Origin of the sequence: Aeromonas veronii bv. veronii, from assembly GCF_000820225.1 — a bacterium.
In the GTDB taxonomy this organism is placed as follows: domain Bacteria; phylum Pseudomonadota; class Gammaproteobacteria; order Enterobacterales; family Aeromonadaceae; genus Aeromonas; species Aeromonas veronii.
Genome location: NZ_CDDK01000009.1, coordinates 1 through 18,188, shown reverse-complemented (window position 1 = coordinate 18,188; position 18,188 = coordinate 1). Strand labels below are relative to the sequence as shown.

Sequence of the window (18,188 nt, the reverse complement as noted above, 5' to 3'; positions counted from 1 at the left end):
ACCCTGATTGCGCCGATCGCAATGGACGACGGCCTGCGTTTCGCTATCCGTGAAGGTGGCCGTACCGTAGGTGCCGGTGTTGTAGCCAGCGTAATCGCTTAATCTTTGGCTTACATAAATAAAGCAAAGCCCCTATAATAGGGGCTTTCTTGTGTAGGGGCGTAGTTCGAATTGGTAGAACAGCGGTCTCCAAAACCGATGGTTGCGGGTTCGAGTCCTGCCGCCCCTGCCATATACCTCGTCTCGTACGGGGCTTTTGTGTCTTTGGTTACGTCAGATACAGGTGGGTTGTATGAGTGTTAGTTCTGAGAGCCAGGGCGGAAGCAAGGATACCCTGCTTTGGGGCCTGGTTTTCATTATCCTGGCGGCCGCTGTAGTGGGTAATTACCTGCTCAACGATGTTGTCGCTGCCGTCCGCGCCCTGGGTGTGGTCGTTGTCATTGCTGCTGCCGGTGCAGTAGCCCTGCAAACCACCAAGGGAAAGGCAACACTGGCATTCGCCCGTGAGTCTCGCCTGGAAGTCCGCAAGGTCGTATGGCCGACCCGTCAGGAAGCCATTCAGACAACCCTGATTGTGCTGGCGGTGACCGCCGTGATGGGGCTGCTGCTGTTCGTTCTGGACGGTGCCTTGGTCTGGTTGGTCAACCTGATTACCGGTGTGTAAGGATAAGCCATGACTGAACAACGTGAACAACGTATGAGATGGTATGTCGTGCAGGCTTTTTCCGGCTATGAAGGCCGTGTAGCCAAGTCCCTGCGTGAACATATCAAGATGCATGGCATGGAAGACATGTTCGGTGAAGTACTGGTCCCGACCGAAGAAGTGGTCGAGATGCGTGCTGGCCAGAAGCGCAAGAGTGAGCGCAAGTTTTTCCCGGGTTATGTCCTGGTCCAGATGATCATGGATGAAACCACATGGCACCTGGTGCGTAACGTACCGCGTGTAATGGGCTTCATTGGCGGTACTTCCGACCGTCCGGCACCGATCTCTGACAAAGAGGCCGATGCCATCCTGAACCGTCTGCAGGATGCCCACGACAAGCCGCGTCCGAAAACCCTGTTTGAACCGGGCGAAATGGTGCGGGTTGCCGATGGTCCGTTTGCCGACTTCAACGGTACCGTTGAAGAGGTCGATTATGAGAAGAGCCGCGTGAAGGTCTCTGTACTGATCTTCGGTCGTTCTACTCCTGTTGAGCTGGATTTTGGTCAGGTCGAAAAGGGCTGATTGAATTCTGTACGTTTAACGGTTGTCAGGGGCAGCGAATATCTCTATAATTCGCTGCCCCTTTATTAGTTGGGGAGCCGTTTGCAGGAGCAAGTCTCCGAGGCGCTAGAACCCATTTTTGAGGTATTTTCCTAATGGCTAAGAAAGTCACAGCTTATATCAAGCTGCAGGTTGCTGCTGGTGCAGCCAACCCATCTCCTCCCGTTGGTCCTGCACTGGGTCAACACGGTGTTAACATCATGGAATTCTGTAAGGCGTTCAACGCTCGTACAGAGAAGCTGGAAAAAGGTTCACCGACTCCGGTCGTGATCACCGTTTACAGCGACCGTTCCTTCACCTTCGAAACCAAGACTCCGCCTGCTTCCTTCCTGCTGAAGAAAGCTGCTGGCATCAAGTCTGGTTCTTCCAAGCCGAACAAAGACAAGGTTGGTAAGGTGACCGTTGCCCAGCTGCAAGAAATCGCCAAGACCAAAGAGCCGGATATGACTGGTGCCGATCTGGATGCAAAAGTACGTTGCATCGCAGGCTCCGCTCGTTCCATGGGTCTGGTAGTGGAGGATTAAGACAATGGCTAAACTTTCCAAGCGTATGCGCGTTATTCGCGAAAAAGTTGACGGTACCAAAGAGTACTCCATCAACGAAGCCATTGCCCTGCTGAAAGAACTGGCTACCGCCAAGTTCGTTGAAAGCGTTGACGTTGCTGTCAACCTGGGTATCGACGCTCGTAAATCTGACCAGAACGTACGTGGTGCTACTGTACTGCCGCACGGTACCGGTCGTGATGTACGCGTTGCCGTATTTACCCAAGGTGCCAACGCCGAAGCAGCTAAAGCTGCCGGTGCTGACCTGGTAGGTATGGATGACCTGGCCGATCTGGTTAAGAAAGGCGAGATGAACTTCGACGTAGTTATCGCATCCCCGGATGCCATGCGCGTTGTTGGTCAACTGGGTCAAATCCTGGGCCCGCGTGGCCTGATGCCGAACCCGAAAGTTGGTACTGTAACTCCTAACGTTGCCGAAGCTGTCAAGAACGCCAAGGCTGGTCAGGTTCGTTACCGTAACGACAAGAATGGTATCATCCATACCACTCTGGGTAAGGTTTCTTTCAACGAAGTTCAGCTGAAAGAAAACTTGGAAGCTCTGCTGGTTGCCCTGAAAAAAGGCAAGCCCTCTTCCGCCAAAGGTCAATTCATCAAGAAAGTCAGCATCTCCACCACCATGGGTGCCGGTGTTGCCGTAGACCAAGCTTCTCTGGAAGCTCAGGCCTAATTGATGGGTTTTACAAGGCGCAAAATTTAATCTATAATTTTGCGCCTTGATTGGTTGGGGGTTTCGACCTCCGTCCAAGACCGCAGGAGGCTGAAAAGCCTTAATGTTTCCTGCGTAGACGGTGCCGGAAACCCAGCGAGAAAGATTCTTTCTCTTCTGGAATCCTGCTACCGCATCGTTCCCCTCTGTTGTAAAGGTAGGGGGGATGTGTCAGTACTGGGTCAATAGACCCGGATTCAATCCAGGAGTTAAGCCAATGGCATTGGGACTCGAAGACAAAAAGGCAATTGTTGCTGAAGTCAACGAAGCTGCCAAAGGCGCTCTTTCTGCAGTTGTTGCCGATTCTCGCGGTGTAACTGTAGACAAGATGACCGTCCTGCGTAAAACCGCTCGTGAAGCCGGTGTGTACATGCGCGTTGTGCGTAACACCCTGCTGCGTCGCGCGGTAGAAGGTACCGAATACGAGTGCCTGAACGACGCATTTACCGGTCCTACCTTGATTGCTTTCTCTAACGAACACCCGGGCGCTGCTGCTCGTCTGTTCAAAGAGTTTGCCAAAGCGAACCAAAAGTTCGAAATCAAGGCTGGCGCTTTTAACGGTGAGTTTATCGCCGCAGCACAAATTGATCGTCTGGCCACGCTGCCGACTTACGAAGAAGCAATTGCGAAGTTGATGGCGACTATGAAAGAAGCCTCTGCTGGCAAGCTGGTTCGTACTATCGCTGCTGTTCGCGACCAGAAACAAGCTGCTGCTTGATTCTCGCCTATTTAGGCTGTTTGAGTTTATTCAACATCAGGAATTTTTGTCATGTCTATCACTAAAGACCAAATCATCGAAGCCGTTGCTTCCATGTCCGTAATGGAAGTTGTTGAGCTGATCGAAGCTATGGAAGAGAAGTTCGGTGTTTCTGCCGCTGCTGCCGTAATGGCTGGCCCGGCTGCTGCTGAAGCAGTAGAAGAGAAGACCGAGTTCGACGTAGTTCTGACTGCTGCTGGCGCCAACAAAGTTGCCGTTATCAAAGCCGTTCGTGGCGCTACCGGTCTGGGCCTGAAAGAAGCCAAAGATCTGGTAGAAGCTGCTCCGGCTAACCTGAAGGAAGGCGTGTCCAAGGACGAAGCTGAAGCTCTGAAGAAAGAGCTGGAAGCTGCCGGTGCTTCTGTTGAGATCAAATAATCTGCATTTATGTAGATTAGCCTGATAAAACAGGCTAGGGCTGGTGAATTTTTGTTCACCAGCCTTTTTGCGCTGTAGACTGAGAGCATTTCACACCGTTTACGACTCTCGGTGCACCAGCAATCCGGACTGTCTTCTTTCGTCCGGGCCAACACAAAACGGTGTTGAGACAGAGCTGTCCCGCGGGACAGAGTGGGTCACTTATCAGCGAGCTGAGGAACCCTATGGTTTACTCTTATACCGAAAAAAAACGCATTCGTAAGGACTTCGGTAAGCGAGACCAGGTACTGGACACGCCTTATCTGTTGTCCATTCAGCTGGACTCCTTCAAGCAGTTCATCGAGGCTGACCCGGAAGGTGAATATGGCCTAGAGGCCGCTTTCCGTAGCGTTTTCCCGATCACCAGTTACTCCGGTAGTGCTGAGCTTCAGTATGTCAGCTATCGCCTGGGTGAGCCGGTATTTGACGTAAAAGAATGCCAGATCCGTGGAGTGACCTACTCCGCGCCGCTGCGTGTCAAGCTTCGTATGGTTCTGTACGACCGTGAAGCAGCTGCCGGCACCGTCAAAGACATCAAGGAACAAGAAGTATACATGGGCGAAATTCCGCTCATGACCGAGAACGGCACCTTTGTTATCAATGGTACCGAGCGGGTTATCGTCTCCCAGCTGCACCGCAGCCCGGGCGTCTTCTTCGACCACGATAAAGGCAAAACTCATTCATCCGGTAAGGTACTGTATAACGCTCGCGTTATCCCCTACCGTGGCTCCTGGCTGGACTTCGAGTTTGATGCGAAAGACAACCTGTTTGTCCGTATCGACCGTCGTCGCAAACTGCCAGCATCCATTATTCTGCGCGCCCTGGACTTCACTTCCGAACAAATCCTGGCCACCTTCTTCGAGACCATCGGTTTTGAAGTTAAAGATGGCAAGTTGATGATGGATCTGGTGCCGGAGCGTCTGCGTGGTGAAACTGCGACCTTTGACATCGTGGCCAATGGCGCCGTGGTGGTTGAGACCGGTCGTCGTGTGACTGCGCGTCACATCCGTCAGTTGGAAAAAGATGCCGTTACCCAGATTGAGGTACCGGTTGAGTATGTTGTTGGCAAAGTTGCTGCCAAGGACTACGCACATCCGCAAACTGGCGAGATGGTCGTGACCGCCAACCAGGCGCTGAGCCTGGAAGCGATCGCCAACCTGTCCCAGGCCGGCTTCAAGCATTTCGAGGTTCTGTTCACCAACGAACTGGATCACGGTGCTTACATGTCCGAGACCCTGCGTGTCGACTCCAGCTCCAACCGTTTGGAAGCGCTGGTCGAGATTTATCGCATGATGCGTCCGGGCGAGCCGCCTACTCGCGAAGCTGCAGAACAGCTGTTCGAAAACCTGTTCTTCTCCGCCGAGCGTTACGACCTGTCTACCGTAGGTCGGATGAAGTTCAACCGCCGTCTGGGTCGTGAAGACGAGACTGGCGCTGGTGTACTGACCAAAGACGACATCGTCGATGTGATGAAGCGCCTGATCGACATCCGTAACGGTAACGACGAAGTGGATGATATTGACCACTTGGGTAACCGTCGTATCCGTTCTGTCGGTGAAATGGCTGAAAACCAGTTCCGCGTCGGTCTGGTGCGTGTCGAGCGTGCGGTCAAGGAGCGTCTCTCCCTGGGCGACCTGGACACCCTGATGCCGCAGGATCTGATCAACGCCAAGCCGATCTCCGCCGCAGTCAAAGAGTTCTTTGGTTCCAGCCAGCTGTCCCAGTTTATGGACCAGAACAACCCGCTCTCCGAAGTGACCCACAAGCGTCGTATCTCCGCGCTGGGCCCGGGCGGTTTGACTCGTGAGCGTGCCGGCTTTGAAGTCCGAGACGTACACCCGACTCACTACGGTCGTCTGTGCCCTATCGAGACTCCTGAAGGTCCGAACATCGGTCTGATCAACTCTCTGTCCGTGTACTCTCGTACCAACGAGTACGGTTTCCTCGAGACCCCGTACCGCAAGGTCATTGACGGTGTGATCACCGACGAAGTGGACTACCTGTCTGCTATTGAAGAAGGCAAGTACGTGATCGCACAGGCTAACGCCGCGACCACCGAAGATGGCCGTCTGAAAGATGAATTGATCCCGTGCCGTCACAAAGGTGAATCCACCTTTATGAACGCCGACCAGATCCAGTATATGGACGTGAGCCCGCAGCAGATCGTATCTGTGGCAGCTGCTCTGATCCCGTTCCTGGAACACGATGACGCGAACCGCGCATTGATGGGTTCAAACATGCAACGTCAGGCTGTACCGACTCTGCGTGCTGACAAGCCGCTGGTAGGTACCGGTATGGAACGCGCTGTGGCCGTTGACTCCGGTGTAACCGTAGTGGCCAAGCGTGGCGGCGTAATCGACTATGTCGATGCTTCCCGTATCGTCCTGAAGGTCAATGAAGATGAGCTGATGCCAGGCGAAGCCGGTATCGACATCTACAACCTGACCAAATACACCCGTTCCAACCAGAACACCTGTATCAACCAGCGTCCTTGCGTGATGTTGGGTGAGCCGGTCATGGCTGGCGACGTACTGGCTGACGGCCCGTCCACCGATCTGGGTGAACTGGCACTGGGTCAGAACATGCGCGTCGCGTTCATGCCGTGGAACGGTTACAACTTCGAAGACTCGATCCTGGTGAACGAGCGTGTTGTTCAGGAAGATCGCCTGACCACCATCCATATCCAGGAACTGGCCTGTATCTCCCGTGACACCAAACTGGGTCCGGAAGAGATCACTGCTGACATCCCGAACGTGGGTGAAGCCGCTCTGTCCAAGCTGGACGAGTCCGGTATCGTCTACGTGGGTGCCGAAGTGAAGGGCGGCGACATTCTGGTCGGTAAGGTAACACCGAAAGGTGAAACTCAGCTGACGCCGGAAGAGAAGCTGCTGCGCGCCATCTTCGGTGAGAAGGCGTCCGACGTGAAGGACTCCTCCCTGCGTGTACCGAACGGTGTGTACGGTACCGTGGTTGACGTGCAAGTCTTTACCCGCGATGGCGTGGAAAAAGACAAGCGCGCCAAAGAAATCGAAGAGATGCAGCTGAAGGAAGCGAAGAAGGACTTGACCGAAGAGTTCAAGATCCTGGAAGACGGCATTTTCGGCCGCTCCCGCAACCTGCTGCTGGCCGCCGGTTACAGTGAAGATCGTCTGAACAAGCTCGATCGCTCCAAGTGGTTTGAACTGGCCATCGAAGACGAAGGCAAGCAGACCGAACTGGAACAGATCGCTGAACAGCACGTTGAGCTGAAAGCCGAGTTCGACAAGAAATTCGAGAACAAGCGTCGCAAGATTATCCAGGGTGATGATCTGGCGCCGGGCGTACTGAAAATCGTCAAGGTTTATCTGGCAGTCAAGCGTCGCATCCAGCCGGGTGACAAGATGGCGGGCCGTCACGGTAACAAGGGTGTTATCTCCAAGATCTGTCCGGTCGAGGATATGCCTCATGACGAGTTCGGCCGTCCGGTCGACATCGTACTGAACCCGTTGGGCGTACCGTCCCGTATGAACATCGGTCAGATCCTCGAAGTGCACCTGGGCCTTGCGGCCAAGGGTATCGGCGAGAAGATCGATCGCATGGTCAAAGAGCAGCGCGAGCTGCACGAGATGCGCAACTTCCTGCAACAGGTCTACGACCTGGGCGAGAAGGACACCCAGCAAGTGAACATCGCCGAACTGTCTGACGACGACGTACGTACCCTGGTGGGTAACCTGCGTAAGGGTCTGCCGGTTGCGACTCCAGTGTTTGATGGTGCCAAAGAGCGCGAAATCAAAGCCCTGCTGAAGCTGGCCGATCTGCCGGAATCCGGTCAGATTGATCTGTTCGATGGCCGTACCGGTAACCGCTTCGAGCGTAAAGTAACCGTTGGTTACATGTACATGCTGAAGCTGAACCACTTGGTCGACGACAAGATGCACGCGCGTTCTACCGGTTCTTACAGCCTGGTTACCCAGCAGCCGCTGGGTGGTAAGGCTCAGTTCGGTGGTCAGCGTTTCGGTGAGATGGAAGTGTGGGCCCTGGAGGCTTACGGTGCGGCATATACCCTGCAGGAAATGCTGACCGTCAAGTCTGACGATGTGAATGGCCGTACCAAGATGTATAAGAACATCGTGGATGGCGACCACCGTATGGAGCCGGGCATGCCCGAATCCTTCAACGTATTGCTGAAGGAAATCCGCTCTCTGGGTATCAACATCGAGCTGGACGAAGAGTAAGAGCTCGCTCTTATTGTTCGAGAATTGACGTGGGCGCCCCGCTGTTTTGGCAGCCGGGGCGCCGAGGTTAGACTCCTGACAGGGGAAACACGTGAAAGACTTACTCAAGTTTTTGAAGGCTCAGACCAAGACCGAAGAGTTTGACAGTATCAAGATCGGTCTGGCCTCTCCTGACATGATCCGCTCCTGGTCATTCGGTGAGGTCAAAAAGCCTGAGACCATCAACTACCGGACTTTCAAGCCGGAGCGTGATGGTCTGTTCTGCGCCCGTATCTTCGGACCGGTGAAGGACTACGAGTGTCTGTGCGGCAAGTACAAGCGCCTGAAACACCGTGGTGTGATCTGTGAGAAGTGCGGCGTTGAAGTGACCCAGACCAAGGTCCGTCGTGAGCGTATGGGCCACATCGAGCTGGCCAGCCCGACTGCCCACATCTGGTTCCTGAAGTCCCTGCCGTCCCGTATCGGTCTGCTGCTGGACATGACCCTGCGCGACATCGAGCGCGTGCTCTACTTCGAATCTTTCGTCGTAATCGAGCCGGGCATGACCAACCTCGAACGCAGCCAGATGCTCTCTGAAGAGCAGTACCTGGATGCGCTGGAAGAGTGGGGCGACGAATTTGACGCCAAGATGGGTGCCGAAGCAATCCTGGCATTGCTGCGCGCTATCGATCTGGAAGGTGAAGTCAAAACCATGCGTGAGGAGCTGGATCAAACCAACTCCGAGACCAAGCGCAAGAAGACCACCAAGCGTCTGAAGCTGATGGAAGCTTTCCTGCAGTCCGGCAACAAGCCGGAGTGGATGATCATGACAGTGCTGCCTGTGCTGCCGCCGGACCTGCGTCCGCTGGTACCGCTGGACGGCGGCCGTTTCGCGACTTCCGATCTGAACGATCTGTACCGTCGCGTGATCAACCGTAACAACCGCTTGAAGCGTCTGCTGGATCTGGCTGCTCCGGACATCATCGTGCGCAACGAAAAGCGTATGCTGCAAGAGTCCGTCGATGCACTGCTGGATAACGGCCGTCGTGGTCGTGCCATCACCGGTTCCAACAAGCGCCCGCTGAAATCCCTGGCCGACATGATCAAGGGTAAGCAGGGTCGTTTCCGTCAGAACCTGCTCGGTAAGCGTGTCGACTACTCCGGTCGTTCCGTTATCACCGTAGGCCCGACTCTGCGTCTGCATCAGTGCGGTCTGCCGAAGAAGATGGCGCTGGAACTGTTCAAGCCGTTCATCTATGGCAAGCTGGAAACCCGCGGTCTGGCGACCACTATCAAGGCCGCCAAGAAGATGGTGGAGCGCGAGGAAGCTGTCGTTTGGGATATCCTGGACGAAGTGATCCGCGAGCACCCGGTTCTGCTGAACCGTGCACCGACTCTGCACCGTCTGGGTATCCAGGCATTCGAACCGACTCTGGTCGAAGGCAAGGCAATCCAACTGCACCCGCTGGTTTGTGCTGCGTATAACGCGGACTTCGATGGTGACCAGATGGCGGTCCACGTACCGCTGACCCTGGAAGCCCAGCTGGAAGCGCGTGCGCTGATGATGTCTACCAACAACATCCTGTCGCCTGCCTCCGGTGAGCCGATCATCGTTCCTTCTCAGGACGTGGTCTTGGGTCTGTACTACATGACCCGTGCCCGTATCAACGCCAAAGGCGAAGGTATGGTGCTGGCCGGCCCGAAAGAAGCCGAGAAAGTATATCGCGCCGGTCTGGCCGATCTGCATGCTCGTGTGAAAGTACGCATTACCGAATACCTGCGTCAGGAAGACGGTTCTCTGCGTGAACACACCGAGATGAAGAACACCACCGTTGGTCGTGCGATCCTGAGCCTGATCCTGCCGAAAGGTATGGAATACGCCCTGATCGACGAGCCGAAGGTGCTGACTGCTGCAGAACAGGCTGATCTGGATGCCAATCCGCAGAACTGGATCAAGTGCGTATCCAACAAGGCGCTGGGCAAAAAGCTCATCTCCCGTCTGCTGAACACCTGCTATCGCAAGCAGGGCCTGAAGGACACCGTTATCTTCGCTGACCAGCTGATGTATACCGGTTTCCACTACGCGGCCCTGTCCGGTGCTTCCGTTGGTATAGATGACATGGTCATCCCGGATGCCAAGAAAGACATCATCGCAGCAGCCGAAGCCGAAGTTGCCGAGATCCAGGACCAGTTCCTGTCAGGTCTGGTAACTGCGGGCGAGCGTTACAACAAGGTTATCGATATCTGGGCCAGCGCCAACGAGCGCGTCTCCAAGGCCATGATGGAGAACTTGTCCAAAGAGCGTAACGTCAACTCGCTGGGTGAAGAAGAAGAGCAGGCCTCGTTCAACAGCATCTTTATGATGGCCGACTCTGGTGCGCGTGGTTCCGCCGCCCAGATCCGTCAGCTGGCCGGTATGCGTGGCCTGATGGCCAAGCCGGATGGCTCCATCATCGAGACCCCGATCATCGCGAACTTCCGCGAAGGTCTGAACGTACTGCAGTACTTTATCTCTACCCACGGTGCTCGTAAGGGTCTGGCGGATACCGCACTGAAGACTGCGAACTCCGGTTACCTGACTCGTCGTCTGGTAGACGTGGCGCAAGATATGGTGATCACCGAGGACGATTGCGGCACTACCGACGGTCTGTGGATGACTCCGCTGATCGAGGGTGGCGACGTGGTCGAGCCGCTGCGTGAGCGCGTGCTGGGTCGTGTGGTGGCAGAAGATGTCATCAAGCCGGGTACCGAGGACGAGATCCTGGTTGCTCGCAACACCCTGCTCGACGAGCAGCTGTGTGACCTGCTGGAACGCAACTCCGTTGACCGTGTGAAGGTACGTTCTGCCATCACCTGTGAAACTGACTTCGGTAACTGTGCTCACTGCTACGGCCGTGATCTGGCCCGTGGTCACCTGGTTAACAAGGGTGAGGCTGTCGGTGTTATCGCCGCCCAGTCCATCGGTGAACCGGGTACCCAGCTGACGATGCGTACTTTCCACATCGGTGGTGCTGCATCTCGTGCCGCTGCTGAAAGCAGCATCCAGGTCAAGAACACAGGTACCATCAAGCTGCAGAACGCCAAGTTCGTTCACAACAGCGATGACAAACTGGTTATCACCTCACGTTCTACCGAACTGACCATCATGGACGACATGGGCCGTACCAAGGAAAGCCACAAGCTGCCTTACGGTTCCGTGCTGGAAGTGAAGGATGGCCAGGCCGTGAGCGCTGGCGAGACCGTTGCCAACTGGGATCCGCACACCCACCCGATCATCACCGAAGTGGCAGGTCGCCTGCAGTTCGAACACATGATTGATGGCGTGACCATCACTCGTCAGACCGACGAGCTGACCGGTCTCTCTTCTATCGTTGTTCTGGACGTCAACGAGCGTCCGAGCGCCGGTAAAGAGATGCGTCCGACCGTTAAACTGGTCGACCTGAACGGCAAAGACGTGATGATCCCGGGGACCGATGTAGCCGCCCAGTACTTCCTGCCGGGCAAGGCGATCGTGAACCTGGAAGATGGTGCCAACGTGGGCGTGGGTGACGCGGTAGCGCGTATCCCGCAAGAGTCCGGCGGTACCAAGGACATCACCGGTGGTCTGCCGCGCGTTGCGGATCTGTTCGAAGCACGTCAACCGAAGGAACCGGCAATTCTGGCCGAGATCTCCGGTACCATCTCCTTCGGGAAAGAGACCAAGGGCAAACGCCGTCTGGTCATCACCCCGACCGATGGTGGCAACGTCTACGAAGAGATGATTCCGAAGTGGCGTAACCTGAACGTGTTCGAAGGTGAAAAAGTTGAGAAGGGTGAAGTGCTGGCGGACGGTCCTGAGTCTGCTCACGACATCCTGCGTCTGCGCGGTATCAGCCCGGTCGCCAACTACATCGCCAACGAAGTGCAGGACGTTTACCGTCTGCAAGGCGTTAAGATCAACGACAAGCACATCGAAGTCATCGTTCGTCAGATGCTGCGCAAGTGCGAGATCCTGAGCGCTGGCGATACCGATCTGATCGAAGGCGAACAGGTTGAAGTGGCTCGTGTGAAGATTGCCAACCGTAAGCTGGTTGCCGAGGGCAAGACCCCTGCGACCTACCGTCATGTACTGATGGGTATTACCAAGGCATCTCTGAGCACCGAGTCCTTCATCTCCGCGGCTTCCTTCCAGGAAACCACTCGCGTTCTGACCGAAGCCGCCGTAGGTGGCAAGCGTGATGAACTGCGTGGTCTGAAAGAGAACGTCATCGTGGGTCGTCTGATCCCGGCTGGTACCGGCTTTGCCTACCACCACAGCCGGATCAACCAGCGTGCTGCCGCAGCTCGTGCTGTTGGCACCCCGCAGGTGACCGCTGATGAAGCGGAGCAGAACCTGGCGGATCTGCTGAACGCAGCCGGTAGCTTCGACGAAGAGTAACTCGTCATCCGTGATTAAAAAGGGCTCCTTCAAGGAGCCCTTTTTGTTGGCCAATTCCTCGGCAAAGGTAGACGCAGCGCGGGTTTCAGGATGATCCAGAGCAAAGTTGTAGAGTAAAAAATCAAAAAAAGTTGACTTTACTCCCCTGCAATTTAAAACTCGGGAAAGTTGAATGGTTATTACAGGGGTAGAACATGACTGTCGGTATCGAGGAAGCCATGCTTCCCGAAGAACAGCTGATCAGCCGCACTTTTACAGATGAAGACAGGGAATTGTTGCGCTCATACGATGGGCTCATCGATGGCTTGGCCGAGCTGTTCGGCAAGCATTGTGAAGTGGTACTCCACTCCCTGGAAAATCTGCACGAGTCGGTGATCAAGATCGCCAACGGCTTCAATACCGGACGCACCCTCGGGGCGCCCATCACCGATCTCGCCCTGCGCATGCTCAAGGACATCGAGAGCACCGGCCAGGATTACACCCAGAGCTATTTCGCTCGCAGCCGTACCGGCGCGCTGATGAAGTCGAGCACCATCGCCATTCGCAACAGCGAGCGGCAAGTAGTGGGGCTTATCTGCATCAATCTGCACATCAATGCGCCTTTCCACGAGTTCGTGGCCGAATTTTTCCCGACGCCCCAGCAGGCGGCGCGTCAGTCACCAGAGACCTTCGCCAACAGCGTGGAAGAGCTGGTTGCCCAGACGGTGGATAACACCATCGACGAGATCAATCGCGATCCCACCGTGGCCAACAATGCCAAGAACCGCTTCATCGTGACCCAGCTGTTCGAGAAGGGCATTTTCGACATCAAGGATTCGATCAATCTGGTGGCGGACAAACTCAATATTTCAAAACATACCGTTTATCTTTACATCCGACAGCGCAAGCAGGGTGAAGACGAGAACGAGTAACTCATTCCAGAAGGGGATAGATGAATGGCTAAAGAAGTGATTGCAACCGACAAGGCGCCTGCCGCGATTGGTCCGTATGTTCAGGCTACCAAGGTTGGCGAGATGATCTTCACCTCCGGGCAGATCCCGCTCGATCCTGCCACCATGGAAATCGTGGCTGGCGGCATCGAAGAGCAGGCCGAACGGGTGATGAAGAACCTGGTTGCCGTGTTGCACGCTGCCGGTGCCGATGCCAGCAAAGTGGTCAAAACCACCTGCTTCCTGAGCGACATGAACAACTTCGTTGCCTTCAACCAGGTCTATGCCCGCTACTTTGGCGATGCGGCGCCAGCCCGCTCCTGCGTGGAGGTGGCCCGTCTGCCGAAAGATGTGCTGGTCGAGGTCGAGGCGATTGCCCATCTCTGATCAACAGATTGAATCAAGCCCCTCCTGGCAGGGGCTTTTTTGTTTTTGGCGTAAAATGGACCGGGTCAGCACAGGAGTCCTGCTATGAGTCTGAGTTTTGCCATCCTGGTCACGGGGCCTGCCTATGGCACCCAATCGGCCAGCACAGCCTATCGCTTTGCCCGCACCCTGTTGGCGCAGGGTTATACCTTGTCCCACCTGTTCTTCTATCAGGACGGGGTCTGCAACGGCAACGGTCTGCATCTGCCTGCATCCGATGAGACCGACCTGGTGCGTCTGTGGCGAGAGCTGGCAGAAGAGCAGGGGATCCGTATCGACGTCTGCGTCGCTGCCGCCATGCGACGCGGTGTGCTCGATGAACAGGAAGCCAAGGGGGCAGGGCAGGTACACTTCAATCTGCAACCGCCATTTTGTCTGAGCGGTCTGGGCCAGTTGGCCGAGGCGGCGCTCACCGCCGATCGGCTGGTTCAGTTCTAGGGGGAGTCATGAGCAAGAAAATCGCCTTTATCTGCAGTCGTGGCCCCCATGGCCATGCCGCCGGCCGGGAAGGACTGGATGCCTTGTTGGCCACCTCTGCCATGACCGATGAGCTGGCCCTCTTCCTGATTGGGGACGGTGTGCTGCAGCTGCTCAAGGAGCAGCAGCCTGCCGCCATTTTGCAGCGCCACTACGCGCCCACCTTTAAAATGCTGGAACTCTACGACATCGAAGAGGTCTATGTTTGTGCTGACTCGCTGGCAGAGCGTGGCGTGACAGTGGATGATCTGCTGATCCCCGTCGAGAGTCTGCCGCGCCAGGAACTGGCTCGGCGCTGGGCACAGTGTTCGACTCACATCAGCTTTTGAGGTCTCCATGTTGCATCTGATATTGAATTCTCCCTTTCAGAGTCAGGCTCTGGCAGAGGCGCTCTCATACCTTCAGCCCGAGGATGAGCTGGTACTGATGCAGGATGCCGTGATTGCGGCATCGGCTCCCCAGTGGAGCGCGCGGCTGGCGGGTATCCCGCTTTATGTTATGCAGGAAGATCTGCAAGCTCGCGGTTTGCAGCATCGGGTGGGCAATGTGCTCGATATGGCGGGTCTGGTGGCACTGATTGCGCAAAAAGGTTCCCCGCGCACCTGGGGTGGCTGAGAAGCACATTTCCAAGAAAATTCAAGGTGATGTCGTGAAATCAAACGGATCCGAATTGCCCTTTTGTGACGCAAATTGTATAAATCTTGACTCCCCAGACAACAGGGCATAAAATTTCGCGTCCCCGTATCTGCGGGGAGGATTTTCCACACGTTTATGAAGTCATTATCAGGAGCCTTTTGATGGCAACTATTAACCAGTTGGTTCGCAAGCCACGCATCAAGCTCGTTGTGAAAAGCAACGTGCCGGCGCTGGAAGCGTGCCCTCAGAAGCGTGGCGTATGCACTCGTGTATATACCACCACCCCGAAGAAGCCTAACTCTGCACTGCGTAAAGTGTGCCGTGTACGTCTGACCAACGGCTTCGAAGTCACCTCCTACATCGGTGGTGAAGGTCACAACCTGCAAGAGCACTCTGTTGTTCTGATCCGTGGCGGTCGTGTAAAAGACTTGCCAGGTGTTCGTTATCACACCGTTCGTGGTGCGTTGGACTGTGCCGGTGTTAAAGACCGTAAGCAGGCTCGCTCCAAGTATGGCGTGAAGCGTCCTAAAGCTTAATGGTTCTCCGTTAAGTAAGGCCAAACGTTAATTCGTTTCTAGTTAGATAGCTTTCTAGTTTTGGGTAATCCCTGAAGTTACGGAGAATTTGAAATGCCAAGACGTCGTGTTGTTGGTCAGCGTAAAATCCTGCCAGATCCCAAGTTCGGATCAGAGCTGCTGGCTAAATTTGTCAACGTAGTAATGGTTGACGGTAAGAAATCTGTTGCAGAAGCCATTGTTTATGGCGCCCTGGACATCATTGCCACCAAATCTGGCAAAGAGCACCTGGCCGTATTCGAAGAAGCTCTGGATAACATTCGTCCGGCGGTCGAGGTTAAATCTCGTCGCGTCGGTGGTGCAACCTATCAGGTGCCGGTAGAAGTTCGTCCGGTACGTCGCAATGCCCTGGCAATGCGCTGGTTGGTTGATGCCGCTCGTAAACGTGGTGAAAAATCAATGGCTCAGCGTCTGGCTGGCGAGCTGCTGGATGCCGCTGACAATAAGGGTTCGTCTGTCAAGAAACGTGAAGACGTTCACCGTATGGCTGAAGCGAACAAAGCCTTCGCTCACTTCCGCTGGTAATCCGCTTGCGCAGGGTCTTTTGACTCTGCGCACCTTTAATTATCTAGGGACAAGCGCCTTAGTAAGAGGATGACAATGGCTCGTACAACCCCCATTGAGCGTTATCGTAACATCGGTATCTCCGCTCACATTGACGCCGGTAAGACTACTACTACCGAGCGCGTACTGTTTTACACCGGTGTAAGTCACAAGATCGGTGAAGTTCACGATGGCGCTGCCACCATGGACTGGATGGAACAGGAACAAGAGCGTGGTATCACCATCACCTCCGCCGCGACCACCGCTTTCTGGTCCGGTATGGGTAAACAGTTCCAACCGCACCGTATCAACATCATCGATACCCCGGGCCACGTTGACTTTACTATCGAAGTAGAGCGTTCAATGCGTGTTCTGGATGGTGCCGTGATGGTGTACTGTGCCGTAGGTGGCGTACAGCCACAGTCTGAAACCGTATGGCGTCAGGCTAACAAGTACAAGGTTCCCCGTATCGCGTTCGTCAACAAGATGGACCGTACCGGCGCCAACTTCCTGCGCTGCGTTGAGCACATCAAGACCCGTCTGAAAGGTACTCCGGTTCCCCTTCAGCTGAACATCGGCGCCGAAGAGAACTTCAAGGGCGTTGTTGACCTGGTCAAGATGAAAGCCATCAACTGGAATGAAGCTGATCAGGGCGTATCCTTCGATTACGAAGACGTCCCGGCCGAGTTGCTGGAACAGGCGCAAGAAATGCGCATGAATCTGGTTGAAGCCGCTGCAGAAGCGTCTGAAGACCTGATGGAAAAATACTTGGGCGGCGAAGAGCTGACCGAGGAAGAGATCAAAGGTGCTCTGCGTCAGCGCGTGCTGAACAACGAAATCATCCTGGTAACCTGTGGCTCCGCGTTCAAGAACAAGGGCGTACAGGCAATGCTGGATGCCGTGATCGAGTACCTGCCGGCTCCGACCGACGTTGCTGCTATCGACGGCCTGAAAATGGACGGCGAGACCAAAGACGAGCGTCACGCTTCTGATGACGAGCCGTTCTCTGCTCTGGCGTTCAAGATCGCTACCGACCCGTTCGTTGGTAACCTGACCTTCTTCCGTGTCTACTCTGGCGTGATCAACTCCGGTGACACCGTGCTGAACTCCGTCAAGGACAAGCGCGAGCGTTTTGGCCGTATCGTTCAGATGCATGCCAACAAGCGTGAAGAGATCAAAGAAGTACGCGCTGGTGACATCGCTGCTGCCATCGGTCTGAAAGACGTGACCACTGGTGACACCCTGTGTGACCCGAACGCACCGATCATCCTCGAGCGTATGGAATTCCCGGAGCCGGTAATTTCTATCGCGGTTGAGCCGAAAACCAAGGCTGACCAAGAGAAGATGGGTCTGGCACTGGGCCGTCTGGCTCAGGAAGATCCGTCCTTCCGCGTATGGACTGACGAAGAGTCAGGTCAAACCATCATCGCTGGTATGGGTGAGCTGCACCTGGACATCATCGTTGACCGTATGCGTCGCGAGTTCAAGGTTGAAGCCAACGTAGGTAAGCCGCAGGTTGCTTACCGTGAAACCATCCGTACCACCGTTAAAGACATCGAAGGCAAGCATGCCAAGCAGTCTGGTGGTCGCGGTCAGTACGGTCATGTTGTTATCGACATGTACCCGCTGGAAGAAGGCAAAGCCTACGAATTCGTCAACGACATCAAAGGTGGTGTCATTCCTGGTGAATTCATCCCGGGTGTTGATAAAGGTATCCGTGAGCAGCTCAAATCTGGTCCGCTGGCTGGTTACCCGGTTATGGATCTGGGTGTGCGTCTGCACTTCGGTTCTTACCACGATGTCGACTCTTCCGAACTGGCGTTCAAAATCGCTGCTTCCATGGCCTTTAAGGCTGGCTTCATGAAAGCCAACCCGGTTCTGCTCGAACCGATCATGAAAGTAGAAGTTGAAACTCCGGAAGATTACATGGGCGACGTTATCGGTGACCTGAACCGTCGTCGTGGCCTGATCGAAGGTATGGAAGATGGCCCGTCCGGCAAGATCGTACGTGCTCTGGTGCCGCTGGCCGAAATGTTCGGTTATGCAACTGCACTGCGTTCCGCTACCCAGGGTCGTGCTTCCTACGCCATGGAATTCGCCAAGTATCACGATGCACCGACCAACGTTGCACAAGCCGTGATCGAAGAGCGCAAATCCAAGTAATTTAAGATTCCCCGCCTACGACGGTAGGCGGGTTTAACCTAGAAGGACTACGTCGTGTCTAAAGAAAAATTTGAGCGTAATAAACCGCACGTAAACGTCGGCACCATCGGCCACGTTGACCA

Annotated in this window: 17 protein-coding genes and 1 tRNA gene; all 18 read left to right on the top strand. The window is 55.1% G+C overall.

Features of this window, described 5'->3' with window-relative positions:
- The coding region (locus BN1139_RS20775) for an EF-Tu C-terminal domain-related protein (protein ID WP_019446595.1) at positions 1-102 on the top strand (102 nt) is incomplete at its 5' end.
- A 53-nt stretch (positions 103-155) separates the two neighbouring features.
- A tRNA-Trp gene (locus BN1139_RS03915) sits at positions 156-232 on the top strand.
- A 60-nt stretch (positions 233-292) separates the two neighbouring features.
- Positions 293-664: a preprotein translocase subunit SecE gene (secE, locus tag BN1139_RS03910; protein WP_005306322.1), complete on the top strand. Its 372-nt coding sequence runs from the start codon at positions 293-295 to the stop codon at positions 662-664.
- A 9-nt stretch (positions 665-673) separates the two neighbouring features.
- Positions 674-1,225: a transcription termination/antitermination protein NusG gene (gene nusG / locus BN1139_RS03905; protein WP_005306318.1), complete on the top strand. Its 552-nt coding sequence runs from the start codon at positions 674-676 to the stop codon at positions 1,223-1,225.
- A 134-nt stretch (positions 1,226-1,359) separates the two neighbouring features.
- Entirely contained in the window at positions 1,360-1,788 is a 429-nt protein-coding gene (gene rplK / locus BN1139_RS03900) for a 50S ribosomal protein L11 (RefSeq protein WP_005339887.1), read from the top strand.
- 4 nt (positions 1,789-1,792) lie between these two features.
- The gene (gene rplA / locus BN1139_RS03895) at positions 1,793-2,494 is read left to right on the top strand and encodes a 50S ribosomal protein L1 (RefSeq protein ID WP_005339888.1); all 702 of its coding nucleotides are present in this window, start codon (positions 1,793-1,795) and stop codon (positions 2,492-2,494) included.
- A 256-nt stretch (positions 2,495-2,750) separates the two neighbouring features.
- Positions 2,751-3,251 (top strand): 50S ribosomal protein L10, encoded by a 501-nt coding sequence (gene rplJ, locus BN1139_RS03890; protein WP_005339895.1) that lies wholly within the window; start codon positions 2,751-2,753, stop codon positions 3,249-3,251.
- A gap of 51 nt (positions 3,252-3,302) precedes the next feature.
- The gene (gene rplL, locus BN1139_RS03885; protein ID WP_005306304.1) at positions 3,303-3,668 is read left to right on the top strand and encodes a 50S ribosomal protein L7/L12; all 366 of its coding nucleotides are present in this window, start codon (positions 3,303-3,305) and stop codon (positions 3,666-3,668) included.
- Between the two features lie 224 nt (positions 3,669-3,892).
- A complete protein-coding gene (gene rpoB, locus BN1139_RS03880; RefSeq protein ID WP_005339897.1) occupies positions 3,893-7,921 on the top strand; it encodes a DNA-directed RNA polymerase subunit beta in 4,029 nt (1,342 codons plus the stop codon).
- A gap of 91 nt (positions 7,922-8,012) precedes the next feature.
- The gene (rpoC, locus tag BN1139_RS03875; protein WP_005339899.1) at positions 8,013-12,317 is read left to right on the top strand and encodes a DNA-directed RNA polymerase subunit beta'; all 4,305 of its coding nucleotides are present in this window, start codon (positions 8,013-8,015) and stop codon (positions 12,315-12,317) included.
- 194 nt (positions 12,318-12,511) lie between these two features.
- On the top strand, positions 12,512-13,228 hold the full coding sequence (locus BN1139_RS03870; RefSeq protein WP_005339902.1) for a helix-turn-helix transcriptional regulator: 717 nt from the start codon (positions 12,512-12,514) through the stop codon (positions 13,226-13,228).
- 24 nt (positions 13,229-13,252) lie between these two features.
- Positions 13,253-13,633 carry a RidA family protein gene (locus BN1139_RS03865; RefSeq protein WP_005339904.1) on the top strand — a complete coding sequence of 127 codons (381 nt, stop codon included), beginning with the start codon at positions 13,253-13,255 and terminating at the stop codon, positions 13,631-13,633.
- Positions 13,634-13,717: 84 nt separating this feature from the next.
- Positions 13,718-14,110 (top strand): sulfurtransferase complex subunit TusD, encoded by a 393-nt coding sequence (gene tusD, locus BN1139_RS03860; RefSeq protein WP_005356372.1) that lies wholly within the window; start codon positions 13,718-13,720, stop codon positions 14,108-14,110.
- Between the two features lie 8 nt (positions 14,111-14,118).
- Entirely contained in the window at positions 14,119-14,478 is a 360-nt protein-coding gene (tusC, locus tag BN1139_RS03855) for a sulfurtransferase complex subunit TusC (protein WP_005341830.1), read from the top strand.
- 7 nt (positions 14,479-14,485) lie between these two features.
- Positions 14,486-14,764 (top strand): sulfurtransferase complex subunit TusB, encoded by a 279-nt coding sequence (gene tusB / locus BN1139_RS03850; RefSeq protein ID WP_005339909.1) that lies wholly within the window; start codon positions 14,486-14,488, stop codon positions 14,762-14,764.
- A gap of 182 nt (positions 14,765-14,946) precedes the next feature.
- Positions 14,947-15,321 carry a 30S ribosomal protein S12 gene (gene rpsL, locus BN1139_RS03845; protein ID WP_005306278.1) on the top strand — a complete coding sequence of 125 codons (375 nt, stop codon included), beginning with the start codon at positions 14,947-14,949 and terminating at the stop codon, positions 15,319-15,321.
- A 93-nt stretch (positions 15,322-15,414) separates the two neighbouring features.
- Entirely contained in the window at positions 15,415-15,885 is a 471-nt protein-coding gene (rpsG, locus tag BN1139_RS03840; protein ID WP_005339911.1) for a 30S ribosomal protein S7, read from the top strand.
- A 75-nt stretch (positions 15,886-15,960) separates the two neighbouring features.
- Positions 15,961-18,066 (top strand): elongation factor G, encoded by a 2,106-nt coding sequence (gene fusA / locus BN1139_RS03835; RefSeq protein ID WP_005339913.1) that lies wholly within the window; start codon positions 15,961-15,963, stop codon positions 18,064-18,066.
- Positions 18,067-18,188: the final 122 nt, after the last annotated feature.

What these genes read in the sequence shown, in the direction of transcription:
- rplK (WP_005339887.1), top strand. Translation starts at nt 1,360, where the DNA reads ATGGCTAAGAAAGTCACAGCTTATATCAAGCTGCAGGTTGCTGCTGGT.
- rplA (WP_005339888.1), top strand. Translation starts at nt 1,793, where the DNA reads ATGGCTAAACTTTCCAAGCGTATGCGCGTTATTCGCGAAAAAGTTGAC.
- BN1139_RS03870 (WP_005339902.1), top strand. Translation starts at nt 12,512, where the DNA reads ATGACTGTCGGTATCGAGGAAGCCATGCTTCCCGAAGAACAGCTGATC.
- tusC (WP_005341830.1), top strand. Translation starts at nt 14,119, where the DNA reads ATGAGCAAGAAAATCGCCTTTATCTGCAGTCGTGGCCCCCATGGCCAT.
- tusD (WP_005356372.1), top strand. Translation starts at nt 13,718, where the DNA reads ATGAGTCTGAGTTTTGCCATCCTGGTCACGGGGCCTGCCTATGGCACC.
- rpsL (WP_005306278.1), top strand. Translation starts at nt 14,947, where the DNA reads ATGGCAACTATTAACCAGTTGGTTCGCAAGCCACGCATCAAGCTCGTT.
- rpoB (WP_005339897.1), top strand. Translation starts at nt 3,893, where the DNA reads ATGGTTTACTCTTATACCGAAAAAAAACGCATTCGTAAGGACTTCGGT.
- rplJ (WP_005339895.1), top strand. Translation starts at nt 2,751, where the DNA reads ATGGCATTGGGACTCGAAGACAAAAAGGCAATTGTTGCTGAAGTCAAC.
- rplL (WP_005306304.1), top strand. Translation starts at nt 3,303, where the DNA reads ATGTCTATCACTAAAGACCAAATCATCGAAGCCGTTGCTTCCATGTCC.
- rpsG (WP_005339911.1), top strand. Translation starts at nt 15,415, where the DNA reads ATGCCAAGACGTCGTGTTGTTGGTCAGCGTAAAATCCTGCCAGATCCC.
- fusA (WP_005339913.1), top strand. Translation starts at nt 15,961, where the DNA reads ATGGCTCGTACAACCCCCATTGAGCGTTATCGTAACATCGGTATCTCC.
- secE (WP_005306322.1), top strand. Translation starts at nt 293, where the DNA reads ATGAGTGTTAGTTCTGAGAGCCAGGGCGGAAGCAAGGATACCCTGCTT.
- tusB (WP_005339909.1), top strand. Translation starts at nt 14,486, where the DNA reads ATGTTGCATCTGATATTGAATTCTCCCTTTCAGAGTCAGGCTCTGGCA.
- nusG (WP_005306318.1), top strand. Translation starts at nt 674, where the DNA reads ATGACTGAACAACGTGAACAACGTATGAGATGGTATGTCGTGCAGGCT.
- BN1139_RS03865 (WP_005339904.1), top strand. Translation starts at nt 13,253, where the DNA reads ATGGCTAAAGAAGTGATTGCAACCGACAAGGCGCCTGCCGCGATTGGT.